Genomic DNA, 13,666 nt, shown 5'->3' with positions numbered 1-13,666 from the left:
CGTGCTACTCGAAGTATAGTAAACAGTAAGTGCCCGGAGTGAGAGCACCCGGTATGGCAGACGAACTCCGGATGACGCTCGAGCGGGTCGGAGAGCGCTTCGACCTCGGCGAGTACGAGATTGAGGCGTATCTGGCCGTGCTCGAACACGGCGAACTGACGGCCTCGGAGATCTCCGATCGGACGGAGATCCCGCAGCCGAGGGTGTACGACACGGTGCGGAGCCTCTCCGATCGCGGCCTCGTCGAACTCCGGGAATCGCGGCCGATGAAGATCGTCGCGGTCGCCCCCGACGACGCCTTCGGCAACGTCCAGCAGTCCCTCGACAGCCTCGTATCCGAGTTGGAAGCGCGCTACACCGCGCCCGCGCGGGACACCGAGGCGGTCTCGCTCGTGAAGTCCCGCTCGACGATCCTCCGGTACGTCGAGGAGATCATCGAGAGCGCCGAGTACGAACTGGTGCTGTCGCTGACGCCGGACCTCCTGCGTCGCTTCCGCGAGGACCTCGCCGCGGCGGTCGACGACGGCGTGAGCGTCGATCTGCTCATCACGCCGCTGTCGCGCGCTCCCGACCCGGACAGCTTCGATTACCTCGAAGTCGCGACGGTCGCTCGCGGGCGACGGGGGATCACGACACCGATCCTCGCCGTCGCCGACGGCAACTACTCGATCTACGCGACGCAGGACGCCCTCCGCGACGACCGCGATCGGTACGGGGTCATCTTCAACCGCTCGGCGCTGGGCTTTCTGGTCTCGGGCTTCTTCGGGACCGTCCTCTGGTCGACCGCCGAGACGATCGCCACCGACGGCAAGCGGCGGCCGTTCCCCCGTCGCTACGCCTCGATCCGCCGCGCCGTGAAGGACGTCCGCGAACTCGACGGCCCCTTCTACGCCTCGATCACCGGCCGCGACGTCGAGACCGGCGACCCGATCGTCGTCGAGGGGAAGATCGAGACGGCGAGGCTGGAGGAGTCCGAGGAGGTCGCCTCGCTGCGACTGGAGACCGACGACGGCGTCCTAGAGATCGGCGGGTTGGTCGCGGCCTTCGAGGACGTCGAGGCGCAGGAGATCATCCTCGGCCGCGAGGAGGTCCCCGACCGCGAGCAGTTCGCCTGAGCGTCGGGGCGATCCGAGCAGGCAGGATCTCCGAACCGACACCGAGGCGCAACGGCTTTACTCCTCGCTCCGAAAGTCTCGGCGACCGATGGAGGCGCGCACGCGGACCTATCTAGAGGGGCGGTTCGGCGACTACTACCGCCGCAGCGACGTCTCTCTCCCCCCCGCGGCCGAGCGCCGCGAGTGGGGCCACATCCCGTGGAGCGCCGGCGCGACGCGGATGATCCGCCACCAGTCGCTGCTGGACGTCGGCGACCTCGGCGACTTCCTGCACCGCACCGCGCCGCGGCACGTCTACTTCTCGTCGGCGCGCTTTGCGGACCCAGGCGCGAGTTCGATGGACGAGAAGGGCTGGCAGTCGGCCGACCTCGTCTTCGACCTCGACGCCGATCACCTCCCGGGCGTCGATCCCGAGACCACCACCTACGCGGAGATGCTGGAGGCGTGTAAGGGCGAACTGCTGAACCTCCTCGACTTCATCGACGACGACTTCGCCTTCGCGGAGACCGAGGTGGTCTTCTCCGGCGGCCGCGGCTATCACGTCCACGTTCGCGACCCCGACGTTCGAGGACTCGACAGCGAGGCGCGCCGCGAGATCGTCGACTACGTCCGCGCGATCGACCTCGACGTCGACGGCCTGATCGAGACGGAGTCGAACCGGGGGACGACCCGCCGGGTCCTCCGCCGCCGCGGCGGGTGGGGCGCGCGCACGCATCGCCGCCTCGTCGACCTCGCCGAACGACTGCGCGAGATGGACGACGACGAGGCCTTAGCGCGGCTCCAGGAACTGGACGGGATCGGCGAAGGTCGTGCGCAGACGATCCTCGGAACCGTCCGCAACAACTTCGAGGCGATCCGCGCGGGCAACGTCGAGGCAGGCGGTCCGGGGACGCGCATCCTCGTCGACGCGCTCGCCGCCGAGGCGATCGAGGAGGAGACCGCGCCGATCGACGAACCGGTGACGACGGACACGAAGCGGCTCATCCGGCTGCCGGGCAGCCTCCACGGCGGATCCGGGCTGGTCGTCACGCCGCTGTCGCGCGCGGACCTCGACGACTTCCACCCGCTCGAAGATGCGATCCCCGAGCGGTTCCGCGGCCGCGAGATCACGGTGAACGTGACCGATCCGGGACCGACGACCTTCGACGGCGACACGTTTACTATCACGGAGGGAGAGCAGTCCGTAGAAGAGTGCCTCGGAGTCTTCCTGATGGCCCGAGGGCGCGCGGAGAAAATCAAAGAATGAATCCGGCCGAGTGCAAAGAATGGATCTAGAGGAGCTGCGGAGCGTCCGACGGACCGAGCGGCAGAAGGACAGCCTCCAACACCTCCGGGATTCGTTCTACGAGGACGTCGCGGCGTACATCGCAGAACGGAAGGCCGAGCGCCGCCGCGCGGCCGACGCCGCCGAGGACCCCTTCGACGATCCGGACGTCGGGCGGCTGACCGACGAGATCGAGACCGCCGAGGACGTCGTCGAGTCGATCTACGAGCGCCGCGTCGGCAAGGTCGTCAAACTGGCGTCGTTCGCCGCCGCGGACATGAGCGCCGACACCGACGGCCTCACCGCCGAGGAGCGCGACCTGTTCGAGGGGCTCGTCGGCCGGATCAAACAGAACCGACAGACCGTCCTCGACGTCCTCGCGGGCGAGGGCGGGAGCGAAGGCGACGACCGCGCGCCGCCCGCCGAGACCGACCACGGGACGACGTCGGCGGCGGTCGGGTCGTCGAACGCCGACGCGTCACCGTCGACGGAGGCAGATTCCATCGCTGCGACGGATGCACCGTCCGCCGAGGCGGCGGCCGCGCCGACCGACGAGCCGGCCGGTTCGGACGACGTCCTCGCCGACGCAATGGGGGGACCGGACGACGGCGGGGCCGCAGAGCCCGCGTCGGACGCGGCCGACGCGGATCCGGACGTGCCGCCAGACGTCCCGCCGGACGCTCCGCCGGACGCGTCGGCACCCGACGCGCCGGTCGTCGAGAGCGCCGACGCTGCCGAGGCCGAGCAGGCCTCCGAGGAAACGGATCGCGTCACGCTCCGGATCACCGAGGACGTCGGGCAGATATTCGGCGTCGACGAGCGCGAGTACGACCTCGAATCCGAGGACGTGGTCACGCTGCCGACCACGAACGCCGGGCCGCTGCTGGAGCGCGACGCCGCCGAACAACTCGATTAGGCGGCCCGTCGCGTCGGGGTCACCGTCGAGCGGTACGTTGAAGCCCGGTTCGTGAGAGGAAGCGAGTATGCTCGACATCGGCGAGACCGCCCCCGAGTTCACCCTGCCCGACCAGGACGGCGAAGACGCCTCGCTTTCGGACCACCGCGGCGAGTACGTCGTCGTCTACTTCTACCCCCGGGCGGACACGCCCGGGTGCACCACCGAAGCGTGCGGCTTCCGCGACGTCTACGACGAACTGCGCGACCGCGGCGTGACCGTCCTCGGGATCAGCGACGACCCCGTCGCGGACCTGAAACCGTTCGCCGAAGAGTACGACCTCCCGTTCCGCCTGCTCTCCGACGAGGACGGGTCGGTCGCGACCGCCTACGACTCCTACGGCGAGAAGAATATGTTCGGCAACACCTTCGACGGCGTCTTCCGCAACACGTACGTCGTCGGTCCCGACGGCGACGTCGTCCTCGCCTACGAGGGCGTCTCACCGGAGGGTCACGCCGACGAGATTCTCGACGACCTCGACGCGCTCGAAGACTCGGCGTGACTGTTTAGCCGCGACCGAACTTCGTGTGAAACGTCCACCCACCGCACCGCGTTTCCGGTGAAACCTCAGAGAGAGTACAGTCCGCTCGCGAGTGTGTGTTATCAGTATATATCCCACTTAGTGAGTGCTAAGCGGGTCTGGCCGAGTGCATTCGACGGATGGTGTCTCACGTCGAACCCTCTCTCCCGTCCGAGTACGACACACTCCGGGTCGGGATCGCGCTATACGACCCGCGAGACGGGTCGATACTCGATGCGAACGACCGCCTGACGTCGATCTTCGGGTACGGGCGCGCGGATCTCCGAGGCCTCGGGATCGATCGCTACACGGCGAACACCTACCCCTTTTCGGCATCCGACTTCCGTGACCGGCTTACTTCGGCCGCAACAGGTGACGTCCAACGGTTCACCTGGCGCGTCAAGCGCGGTGACGGAGAGTTGATCTGGGTCCGCGTCCACCTCTCTCGGCAGGTGCCCGCTGGAGGCGATCACGTGCTTGCGGAGATCCGCGACGTGACCGACCACTACGACGCGAGCCACCGCGAAGAGCTGTTCTGGCGGATCCTCAGACACAATCTCAGGAACAAGGCTGCGATCATCACAGGTTACGCCGAGGAGATCGCTGACGGCGACGACATCGAACAGGCGCGGGCGGCAGCGAGGACAATCCACGAAGCGGCGACGAAGCTCGGGGACACGGCCACGTCCGTCAAGGAGATCCAACACGCCGTCGTACCCACGGCGGGGGATCGTCACGTTCGCAACGCTACGCGGGCGATCCGCGAGGTCGTAGCTGACTTCCGCGAGGAGTACTCTCACGCGAGGATCTCCGTTACTGAGCGAGAGGCGCTGTGGATCGACGTCGACGACGCGTTCTCGTACGCGCTGTCGCACGCCGTCGAGAACGCGATCGTCCACAGCGACGATTCGGCTCCGGTGGTCGACCTTCGCGTCGGTCGTTCGCCGAACACCGGCCGCGTCGAAATAGCGATCGAAGACACAAACCCGCCGATTAGAGACGCCGAACTCGACGCTCTGTTCCGACCGGCAGCGCGGACGAACACCGTCCACGGATCCGGCGTGGGGTTGTTCGTGATGCGTTGGTGTGTCGAATCGCTGGGCGGCGAGATCGGCTTCGAGCGACAGCGTCCGCAAGGGAACACCGTTCGGATGTATCTACCGCCGAAAGAGCCGCCGACCGAGCAGTGACCTGCAGGCCGACCGGCCGACTACGTCGCCGTCCGACTGGCTACGTGGCCGGTGTCGCGCTCTTCGGCCGGACCGAGAACACGAGTCGGCACCGAGTTTCCGGAAGGTGAAACAAAAAACCGTTTATTATTGTCGTATTCGGGAGTTCCGCATTGTGAACTCAGTATATCGGCCGTAAAAAATCGGCGATGCAAACGGGGACGAGGGGCACAACGGCGCGCCGCCGGTGTGCTCACATCACTGGAACGTCCGTCCGACCTCGGCCTCGGGCTCGCGCTCGACCTCGCTGGTCTGGAAGCGCTGTTCGATCTCCTCGTAGCGCTCGCGCGTCTCCGGGGTCACGCTCGGGCCGACCTCGTCGAGCGCCTGCTCGAAGTGCTCCATCGTCACGCGGACGTTGCCGACCGATTCGGCGACCTCCTCGCGGGAGACGCTGTTAATGAACTCGCGGCTCGCGGCCATCGACGCCTCGCGGCAGACCGCCTCGATGTCGGCACCGACGTAGCCCTCCGTCTCCGCGGCGAGTTCGTCGAGGTCGACGTCGTCGGCGAGCGGCTTCCGTTCGGTGTGGACCCCGAAGATCGCCCGGCGGGCCTCCTCGTCTGGGACGGGCACGTGGACGTGCCGGTCGAGCCGTCCGGGGCGCAAGAGCGCCGAGTCGATCAGGTCCGGGCGGTTCGTCGTCGCGACGACGACGACGTCTTCGAGGGTTTCGAGCCCGTCGAGTTCGGTCAGCAACTGGGAGACGACGCGCTCTGAGACGCCGGAGTCGCCCGTGTTGCTGCCCCGCTCGGTCGCGATCGAGTCGATCTCGTCGAAGAAGACCACGGTCGGCGCGTTCTCGCGGGCCTTCTTGAAGATCTCGCGGACGCCCTTCTCGGACTCTCCGACGTACTTGTCGAGCAGTTCCGGCCCCTTCACCGAGATGAAGTTGGACTCGGACTCGTTGGCGACGGCCTTCGCGAGGAGCGTCTTCCCGGTCCCGGGCGGGCCGTACATCAGCACGCCCTTCGCCGACTGCATGTCCATCGCCTCGAACACCTCGGGGTACTCGAGCGGCCACTGGATCGTCTCGCGGAGGCGCTCTTTGGTGTCTTCGAGGCCGCCGACGTGCTCCCAGGTGACGTCGGGGACCTCGACGAAGACCTCCCGCAGCGCCGAGGGCTCGATGCCCTTGATCGCCTCTTTGAAGTCCTTCGAGGTGACCGTCAGCGAGTCGAGCACCTCGGCGTCGATCTCCTCGGAGTCGAGGTCGAGTTCGGGGCGGATGCGCCGCAGCGCGTTCATCGCGGCCTCCTTCGCGAGGCTCTCGATGTCCGCGCCGACGAAGCCGTGGGTGTTGTCGGCGTACTCGTCGAGGTCGACCGCGTCCGAGAGCGGCATATTCCGCGTGTGGACCTGCAGGATCTCCTTGCGACCCTCGCGGTCCGGCACGCCGATCTCGATCTCGCGGTCGAAGCGACCGCCGCGCCGGAGCGCGGGGTCGATGGCGTCCACGCGGTTGGTCGCGCCGATGACGACGACCTCGCCGCGCTCGTCGAGGCCGTCCATCAGCGAGAGCAACTGCGCGACGACGCGGCGTTCGACGTCGCCGCCGGCCTCGCCGCGCTTGGGCGCGATCGAGTCGATCTCGTCGACGAAGACGATCGCCGGGGCGGCCTCCTCGGCCTCCTCGAAGATCTCTCGGAGCTGCTCTTCGGACTCGCCGTAGTACTTCGACATGATCTCCGGGCCGGAGATCGTGTGGAACGAGGCGTCGATCTCGTTGGCGACGGCCTTCGCGATCAGCGTCTTGCCCGTGCCGGGCGGTCCGTGGAGGAGCACGCCCTTCGGTGGCTCGATGCCGAGCCGCTGGAACAGCTCGGGGTGCCGCATCGGCAGCTCGATCATCTCTCGCACCTGTTCGAGCTCGCGGTCGAGCCCGCCGATGTCCTCGTAGGTCACAGAGGGCGTGTCTGCCTCGCCCTCCGCGCCGGCCTGTATCTCCTCGGCGGGCGTCTGGCTGATCGTCACCTCCGTCGAGTCGGTGACGACGACCGTGCCCTCCGGCTCGGTCGAGGCGATCTTCAGCGGGAGCGGCTGGCTCGACGAGCTCATGAAGCCGAAGCCGAACGGGACCCGGATGTTCTGCCCCTGGGTCACGGGCTGACCGGCGAGCTTATCGCGCAGGTGCGCGCCGATGTTCCCGCTGATGCGGAGGTTCTGCGGGAGGGCGACGGAGACGTGCTTTGCGGGCTTGATGTCGGCCTTCTCGACCTCGACGCGGTCGTCGATGCCGACGTTCGCCTGCTGGCGGAGCCGACCGTCGATCCGGACGACGCCCGTCCCGCTGTCTTCGGGGTAGCCGGGCCAGACGCGGGCGATGGCGGTGCCGCCGTCGCCGTCGATCCGGATGTAGTCGCCGCCCTCTAGGTCCAGTTCCTCCGCGGCCTGTCGGTCGATCGCCGCGAGCCCGCGGCCGGCGTCCTTCTGCTTGAGTGGTTTGACGGTGAGCTTCATTTTTCGACCGTGATCGTGAGAATGCCGTTGTTGGTCGCGACCGACGCGTCCGAGCCCGGAAGCTCGAACTCGGTCTCGGAGACGTCACCACCGGTCTCGGCGACCACGATGGCCGTCGTTCCGACCACGTCGACGTCGAGGTCCTCGTCGGCGACACCCACGTCGGCGGCGAGGACCCAACTGTCCTCGTACTCGTACCGGCGAACCATCCGCTCGTCTCCACCGGCCTGCTGTTTGATACTCATCGTTGATCCTAACTCCAAGTTAGTCGCTTTTCTATATAAGCCTTTCTACCATTAATCGCAAGACAGCGATGGATGGTAGTGAATTGCGGTTGAATTGCGGTCCGGGGCTCCATCGGTCGGTTTCGCCTCGGTCAATCGACGGGGGATTCGGGTGTCGGCCTCTCATATTCAGGCTTTATACCGCATCGGGTCGAACCAACTCGTATGCAAACGGTAGCTCACCACGGCCGGGAGACGGCCTATCGGACGTTCGATCGGGGCGCTGACGGCCCCGTCGTCCTCGCCGTCCACGGCAGCGGCGGCACTCACCGCGTCTGGAGCGCGCAGGCGAAACTCGCCGGCGAGTACCCCCTAGTCGCACTCGATCTGAGCGGGCACGGCGACAGCGACGACGTCGCCGCCGAACCCGGCTACGAGACGCTCTCGGCGTTCGTCGACGACGTCGTCGCCGTCGCGGGCGAGGTCGACGCCGACGTCCTGCTCGGGAACTCCCTCGGCGGCGCGGTCGTCCTGATGGCGCTCGTCGAACGCGACCTCGACGTGGCGGGCGCGGTCCTCGCCGGATCCGGCGCGCGCCTCCCGGTGCTCGACGACCTCCTGCGGTGGGTGAAGACGGACTTCGAGCGCGTGGTCGAGTTCTTCCACGAACCGGATCACCTCTTTCACGACCCCGACGAGGCCACCCTCGACGTCTCGAAGGCGGCGCTCAGGAACACGGGGCGGGCCGTCCTCGAACGCGACTTCCGGACGGCGCACGCCTTCGACGTGCGCGCGGAGCTCTCGTCGATCGACCTCCCGACGCTGGCGCTCGTCGGGGAGTACGATCGCCTCACGCCACCGCACTACCACGAGGAGCTGTGCGCCGAACTGCCGGATTGCGAACTGGCAATCCTCGAAGACGCCGCCCACCTCGCGATGCTGGAAGCGGCGGAGGCGTTCAACGCGGAGCTCCGGGACTTCCTCGACCGTCGCGTGTCGCCGTAGCGGCCATCCGTCCGGTCGCGGAAACCGGCACGCCTTTGCGCCCGCCTCCGAAGTCGAAGGCGTGCAACCGGTCGAGACTTCGGATCCCGACGGGATCGACTACGGCTGGGTGATGCAGACGACGTTCGTCGTCACCATCGTCGTCGGCGCGCCCGTCGTCGCCGCGCTCTCGCTGCAGACGACGCTGCCGACGTGGGGCGCTCGCCTCGAGTTCGCGATCCGCGTCGGCAGCGTCGTCTGGATCCTCGTCGCCCTCGCGGTCTTCGGGTACGCGTGGCGCTTCGAGGCGGGAGACGGCGGTAGCGACCCCGACGAGATCGTCGAGGAGTGACGGGCACGCAGCGTCGGTCGCCGCCGTCGGAAGGTCTTTGACGCGAGTGACCGACTCTCGGAATATGATCGACGAGACGATCGCGGAGATCCGGGAGATGCAGACACACAGCTCGTCCGTCGTGGCCGTGAAGGCGACGCGGGCGCTCTCGGAGCTCGTCGAACGCGATCACGCCACAGTCGAGGAGTTCGAGCGCGACCTCGAACGCAACGCGAGCGCGCTCAAGCGGGCGAATCCCTCGCACGCGTCGCTTTTCAACGCGATGCAGACGGTGCTCGTGAACGTCGTCGATCGGAAAGACACCGTCTCGGAGGCCAAATCGCTCCTGGAGGAAGTGATCGAGCGAGTCGTCGAGGACGTCCAGCAGGGGAAGTCGCGCGCGGCCGCGAACGCGGTGCCGACGTTCGAGGACGGGGAGACCGTCCTGATTCACGACTTCTCCTCGACCGTGATGGAGGCGGTCGAGGAGGCCGCCGCCGGCGGCACCTACCTGACGGCGTACGTCACGGAGGCCCGTCCCCGGTACCTCGGCCGGAAGACGGCCCGCCAGCTCGCGGCGTTCGACCGCGTCGAGCCCCACCTCCTGGTCGACAGCGCGGCGGGGTCGTTCCTCGAGGAGTGCGACCGCGTGGTCGTCGGGATGGACTGCATCGTCGGCGACACCCTCTACAACCGCGTCGGCACCTTCCCCATCGCCACGACCGCGAACTACCTCGACGTCCCCGTCACGGTCGTCGGCTCGGCGGCGAAGATCGTCGACGACGGGTTCGTCTTCGAGAACGAGATCCGCCCGCCGGCGGAGGTGTCGCTGGAGCCGATCGAGGACGTCGTGATCGAGAACCCCGCCTACGACGCCACCCCGGTCGAGCTACTCGACGAGGTGATCACAGACAACGGCGTGAAGGACCCCGAAGAACTGTAGCGTCCTCACTCGCCGACGACCGACCGTCGGAAGAACTCGGCGAACTTCTCGCGCAGCGAGGAGCCGTCGCCGAGTCGGAGGTAGTACGCGTCGCCGCCGTCCTCGTAGTAGCCGTCGATCCGGCGGATGGTCTCGAAGCCGAGGTGCTCGTAAAACGACAGCGCGTCCTCGTTCGTCGACCGGGCGTGACAGGAGATCGACTTGTGGTCCTGCAGCGCGGCCGCGACGAGACGTTTGCCGTAGCCCTCGCCGCGGCGCTCGGGCGCGACCGCGAGAAAGAGAATGTAGCCGTCGCGTCGAACGGACGCGAAGCCGACGAGGTCGTCGCCCTCGAATAGCAGGTGGTCGTTCGCGCGGCGGTACGCGTCGACGAAGAAGGCCCGCCGCTGCTTGAGGACGTCCTCGTGCTCCCGGATCCGCTCTTTGAGCTCCCACGCGCTCGCGGCGAACTCGCCGGATCCGGGGGGATCGACTCGCGTCTCGACGTTGACGCTCACACCTACTGGTAGGACCACGACCGATATAATTCCACCGTCGCGGCGCAATTCTGCCGAGCCGAGAGTCGCCTCGGAGGTCCCTTCCGGATGCGGCGCGACGACGTCGGCGTGCCGCTCCGACGAGCGCGACGCCGCTCAGATCACCACGACCAACACGAGCACCACGAGCACGGACCCCGTCAGAATCACCTGCACGACCGTCGAGGCGAGCACGCCGACCGTCGCGTAGAGCGCGACTCGCAGTCCCCGTTCGGTGTCCGCGTGCTGGGCGAACTCGACGGCGAAGACGGTCGCCGCGATCCCCACGAGGAAGCCGACGGGACCCGCGAGCAGAAGCAACAGGAGACCGACGACGACGGCGACGCCGGTCGTCACGGCCGACGCGCCGCCCGCCCGCGCCGCGATCGCGCCGCCGAAGTAGTCGACGAGCATCGTCAGAACGCCGACGGACACGAGGGCGGCGACGACGAGCGCGGAGGGCTCCGCGAAGCCCGTCGACCACCAGTAGCCCGCGACGCCAGCGACCGAGAGCAGGCCCCCGGGAACGAGTGGCAGCACCGACCCCGCGACGCCGAGCGCGGCGAGCGCGAGGAAGAGCCAGCCGAGCGGTTCCATAGGAGGAGGGAGGTCGCCGACGGTGATGAGCGCTGTGCTCGGGAGTACGGTGGCAGCGACGCGAGAGGACGCCGCGCGCTACTCTCGGTCGAACCGCGCGCGCTCGGCCGCGACGACGTCGGCCTCGCCGTACACGTCGAGGAGCGTCGCGTACGCCGCGCCGAGGTCGCGCATACACTCCCGCGTCGAGACGTATCCCAGTTCGTCGGTGACGGCGTCTCTCGGCTGCGCCTGCAGCACTTTCCTGACGAGCAGTCGCTCCTGTCGGTCGGTCAGCCTCGCGGGGGACGCGCCGTCGTCTGCGCCGCTGCCCTCACCCCCGTCCGCTCCGGGCGTGCCACCAGCGAGCAGAGCGGCCAACGCGAGGCGACGGAACGCCCCCGGCGCGGTCGCGTACTGGCCGGGGCCGTCGGCGACGCCGACGACGACGCGCCACTCGTAGTCGGTGAGTTCCGGCGTGAGCGTCGCCGGACACGCCGCCAGCGCCGCGCGCACGACGTCGGGGTCGGCGTCGCGGAGGTGGTCGGCGAGCACCTCTCCGATTCGGTCCCGAAACAGCCCGGCGTGTCGGTCCCGAAGTTCCGCGCCCGCCGCCGAGAGCGGCGAGAGCATCACCGCTGAGTACTCCCCGCTGGACTCGTTTCGGGTGGTCGAGAGGTGCACCGTGTCGTAGCCGTTGTCGGTCCAGAACTCCAGGAGGTCGGGCGTCGCCCCGTAGCCCGTGCCGAGGTAGTCGGCGTCGCCCTCGAACTCCGCGCGGAGTTCCGAGAGCAGGGTCGACCCCAGCCCACGCGAGCGAACCGCGTGATGCGTCGCGATGCGCACCACGCGGTAGCCCAGCGGCGTCCCGGCGTCCTCGTCGCGGAGTTGACTCGTCAGCACGTCCGGGATCATGTGGCCGCGGATCCGCGCGCCCTCGTACATCGATTCGCGCGTCTCCGCGTCGAGGTCGCCCTCGCGGGCCAAGAGCGCCACGCTCACGACGCGCCCGTCGTGTTCGAGGACGCGGACGCGGAGGTTCGGCGCGTCGAGGAGGCGCGCGAGGTCGTTCGGCTCCGTCCGGTAGTGCGCGAACACGAGGAGGCCGAAGACCGCCCGCAACAGGTGCTCGTCGGACGCGAGGTCGTCCGGAGAGAGCGCCCGGTACGCGACGGACGACGGCGACGCGTCGGCGACGAGGTCGTCGACGGGCGGTCGCGCGTCGAGCAGCAGCGCGCGGAACGCCCACGACTCGATCGGGTCGCCGGGCGCGTAGCGGATCGGCTCCGCGAGCGTCACGTCGGTCACGGCGTGCTCGGACGCGGCCAGCCGATCGCGGAAGCGAACTGAAAAGCCGCGGCCCGCGCCCTCGTACCCGTGGACCGTCGTGAAGAAGCCGACCGCGGGGGCCTCGAGCAGCGACGAGAGCAGGCGGACCGGGATCGCCGCCCCCTCGTCGACGAGGACGACGTCTGGTTCGTCGGGGAGGTCGGCCGCGGCCGCGGGCGTCTCGAATCGGACGCGACCGCCGCGGGCGGTTTCCAGCGGCTCGTCGTCGGTCGAGTCGGGGTCCAGTTCCCGAACCGAGTCGGCGTCGAGCGCCGAGAGCAACTCCCGGGCCCGCGCGAACAGGTCGTCGGCGTTCCGCCGGTCGGGGGCGGTGACGAGGACGTCGCGACCGGTCGCCGCGAGCGACGCGGCCGCCAGTCCGGCCGCGCTCGACTTTCCGCGCCCGCGGTCCGCCTCGACGACCACGGCGGAGCGGCTGCTCTCGCCAGCGCGCTGCAACGATTCGAGCGCGCGGAGCGCGCGCGACTGGTCGGCCGTCAGGCAGGCCGCGTACGCCGCCTCCGGAAAGCGACGGCGGTCGGGAGTCGGGACCGCGGGATCCGAGCGGACGGGCGCGCTGTCGTCGGTCTCGCCGCGGCGTTCGATCCGGCCGTCGTCAACGTCGACGATGGCGACTCCCGGGTGATCCAACAGCGTCTCGCGGAGTCGCCGGCGGAACCGGCCCCCGACGTCGTCGACGTCGTACGGCGGAACCGCGAGCGAGGACTCGAACGATCCGGGCCGGTCGGGCCACTCGTCCAGCGGCAGCGTCAGGAGAACCAACAGCCCGCCGCCGTCGACGCTGCCGACGAGGCGACCCAGCACGTTCGGCGAAAAGTCCTCGTGGGCGTCGCAGATGATTGCGGAGCGAGTCGTCCCCAAGAGCGCTTTCGCCGCCGTGGGGGCGACGCGGTCGAACCGGAATCCCTCGCGCGACGTGACGATCGTCGTCTCCGCGTCCGGGATCGACGCGCCCTCGACGGCGTCGAACGCGGCGTCGATGCCGCGGTCGCGGTCGCCCGCGAGGACGAGCAGGCGTCTGTGGTTCGTCCGCTGCGCCGCCGCGCGGAGTTCCGCGGCGAGGGCGGCCACGTGCATACGTCGGCGTCGTGGCGGGGAGATTAAGAAATTGCGTTCGCACGCGGGGGAGCCCCCGAGTGAGGAACTCGCGTGTGCCGCCGTGGCACGGCACGACGCCATTGAAAGCGCTTTTATGGGATC

General features: G+C 68.7%; 13 protein-coding genes. 8 read left to right on the top strand and 5 right to left on the bottom strand.

Going from position 1 to position 13,666, the window contains the following annotated elements; genetic code table 11:
• Positions 1-53 precede the first annotated feature (53 nt).
• The 5 genes from trmB (at position 54) to ACP99_RS12750 (ending at position 5,044) form a co-directional block, all read left to right on the top strand.
• Positions 54-1,115 carry an HTH-type sugar sensing transcriptional regulator TrmB gene (gene trmB, locus ACP99_RS12770; protein WP_049986961.1) on the top strand — a complete coding sequence of 354 codons (1,062 nt, stop codon included), beginning with the start codon at positions 54-56 and terminating at the stop codon, positions 1,113-1,115.
• A gap of 88 nt (positions 1,116-1,203) precedes the next feature.
• Positions 1,204-2,361 (top strand): DNA primase small subunit PriS, encoded by a 1,158-nt coding sequence (gene priS, locus ACP99_RS12765; RefSeq protein WP_049986960.1) that lies wholly within the window; start codon positions 1,204-1,206, stop codon positions 2,359-2,361.
• A 19-nt stretch (positions 2,362-2,380) separates the two neighbouring features.
• The gene (locus ACP99_RS12760) at positions 2,381-3,295 is read left to right on the top strand and encodes a DNA replication complex subunit Gins51 (RefSeq protein WP_049986959.1); all 915 of its coding nucleotides are present in this window, start codon (positions 2,381-2,383) and stop codon (positions 3,293-3,295) included.
• 67 nt (positions 3,296-3,362) lie between these two features.
• Positions 3,363-3,836 carry a thioredoxin-dependent thiol peroxidase gene (bcp, locus tag ACP99_RS12755; RefSeq protein WP_049986958.1) on the top strand — a complete coding sequence of 158 codons (474 nt, stop codon included), beginning with the start codon at positions 3,363-3,365 and terminating at the stop codon, positions 3,834-3,836.
• Between the two features lie 158 nt (positions 3,837-3,994).
• On the top strand, positions 3,995-5,044 hold the full coding sequence (locus ACP99_RS12750; protein ID WP_049986957.1) for a PAS domain-containing sensor histidine kinase: 1,050 nt from the start codon (positions 3,995-3,997) through the stop codon (positions 5,042-5,044).
• 237 nt (positions 5,045-5,281) lie between these two features.
• Here the strand turns inward: ACP99_RS12750 and ACP99_RS12745 are convergent, their stop codons facing one another.
• Both ACP99_RS12745 and ACP99_RS12740 read right to left on the bottom strand, forming a co-directional pair.
• Positions 5,282-7,543 carry a CDC48 family AAA ATPase gene (locus tag ACP99_RS12745; RefSeq protein WP_049986956.1) on the bottom strand — a complete coding sequence of 754 codons (2,262 nt, stop codon included), beginning with the start codon at positions 7,541-7,543 and terminating at the stop codon, positions 5,282-5,284.
• The gene (locus tag ACP99_RS12740) at positions 7,540-7,788 is read right to left on the bottom strand and encodes an Hsp20/alpha crystallin family protein (RefSeq protein WP_049986955.1); all 249 of its coding nucleotides are present in this window, start codon (positions 7,786-7,788) and stop codon (positions 7,540-7,542) included. The genes ACP99_RS12745 and ACP99_RS12740 overlap by 4 nt, the downstream gene beginning before the upstream one ends.
• A 204-nt stretch (positions 7,789-7,992) precedes the next feature.
• On the opposite strand from ACP99_RS12740, the gene ACP99_RS12735 reads away from it, so the two are divergent.
• The 3 genes from ACP99_RS12735 (at position 7,993) to ACP99_RS12725 (ending at position 10,025) form a co-directional block, all read left to right on the top strand.
• Positions 7,993-8,772: an alpha/beta fold hydrolase gene (locus ACP99_RS12735; RefSeq protein WP_049986954.1), complete on the top strand. Its 780-nt coding sequence runs from the start codon at positions 7,993-7,995 to the stop codon at positions 8,770-8,772.
• 61 nt (positions 8,773-8,833) lie between these two features.
• On the top strand, positions 8,834-9,103 hold the full coding sequence (locus ACP99_RS12730; RefSeq protein WP_156105709.1) for a DUF5822 domain-containing protein: 270 nt from the start codon (positions 8,834-8,836) through the stop codon (positions 9,101-9,103).
• 64 nt (positions 9,104-9,167) lie between these two features.
• Positions 9,168-10,025 carry a translation initiation factor eIF-2B gene (locus tag ACP99_RS12725; RefSeq protein ID WP_049986953.1) on the top strand — a complete coding sequence of 286 codons (858 nt, stop codon included), beginning with the start codon at positions 9,168-9,170 and terminating at the stop codon, positions 10,023-10,025.
• 5 nt (positions 10,026-10,030) lie between these two features.
• Here ACP99_RS12725 and ACP99_RS12720 read toward each other — a convergent pair whose 3' ends face one another.
• The 3 genes from ACP99_RS12720 to tmcA all read right to left on the bottom strand — a co-directional run bounded on the left by ACP99_RS12720 (position 10,031) and on the right by tmcA (position 13,543).
• Positions 10,031-10,522, bottom strand: coding sequence for a GNAT family N-acetyltransferase (locus ACP99_RS12720; protein ID WP_049986952.1), 492 nt, complete (start codon positions 10,520-10,522; stop codon positions 10,031-10,033).
• A gap of 135 nt (positions 10,523-10,657) precedes the next feature.
• The gene (locus ACP99_RS12715) at positions 10,658-11,137 is read right to left on the bottom strand and encodes a DUF456 family protein (RefSeq protein ID WP_049986951.1); all 480 of its coding nucleotides are present in this window, start codon (positions 11,135-11,137) and stop codon (positions 10,658-10,660) included.
• Between the two features lie 78 nt (positions 11,138-11,215).
• Positions 11,216-13,543: a tRNA(Met) cytidine acetyltransferase TmcA gene (gene tmcA / locus ACP99_RS12710; protein ID WP_049986950.1), complete on the bottom strand. Its 2,328-nt coding sequence runs from the start codon at positions 13,541-13,543 to the stop codon at positions 11,216-11,218.
• Positions 13,544-13,666 lie beyond the last annotated feature (123 nt).

The sequence above is a fragment of the Halobellus rufus genome, assembly GCF_000739575.1.
In the GTDB taxonomy this organism is placed as follows: Archaea; Halobacteriota; Halobacteria; order Halobacteriales; family Haloferacaceae; genus Haloquadratum; species Haloquadratum rufum.
This window is presented reverse-complemented; position numbering and strand designations above follow the sequence as displayed.

Bases quoted from the DNA above. Each gene is read 5' to 3' on its own strand.
- ACP99_RS12750 (WP_049986957.1), top strand. From the start codon at position 3,995: ATGGTGTCTCACGTCGAACCCTCTCTCCCGTCCGAGTACGACACACTC.
- ACP99_RS12715 (WP_049986951.1), bottom strand. From the start codon at position 11,137: ATGGAACCGCTCGGCTGGCTCTTCCTCGCGCTCGCCGCGCTCGGCGTC.
- ACP99_RS12735 (WP_049986954.1), top strand. From the start codon at position 7,993: ATGCAAACGGTAGCTCACCACGGCCGGGAGACGGCCTATCGGACGTTC.
- bcp (WP_049986958.1), top strand. From the start codon at position 3,363: ATGCTCGACATCGGCGAGACCGCCCCCGAGTTCACCCTGCCCGACCAG.
- tmcA (WP_049986950.1), bottom strand. From the start codon at position 13,543: ATGCACGTGGCCGCCCTCGCCGCGGAACTCCGCGCGGCGGCGCAGCGG.
- ACP99_RS12745 (WP_049986956.1), bottom strand. From the start codon at position 7,543: ATGAAGCTCACCGTCAAACCACTCAAGCAGAAGGACGCCGGCCGCGGG.
- trmB (WP_049986961.1), top strand. From the start codon at position 54: ATGGCAGACGAACTCCGGATGACGCTCGAGCGGGTCGGAGAGCGCTTC.
- ACP99_RS12760 (WP_049986959.1), top strand. From the start codon at position 2,381: ATGGATCTAGAGGAGCTGCGGAGCGTCCGACGGACCGAGCGGCAGAAG.
- priS (WP_049986960.1), top strand. From the start codon at position 1,204: ATGGAGGCGCGCACGCGGACCTATCTAGAGGGGCGGTTCGGCGACTAC.
- ACP99_RS12725 (WP_049986953.1), top strand. From the start codon at position 9,168: ATGATCGACGAGACGATCGCGGAGATCCGGGAGATGCAGACACACAGC.
- ACP99_RS12740 (WP_049986955.1), bottom strand. From the start codon at position 7,788: ATGAGTATCAAACAGCAGGCCGGTGGAGACGAGCGGATGGTTCGCCGG.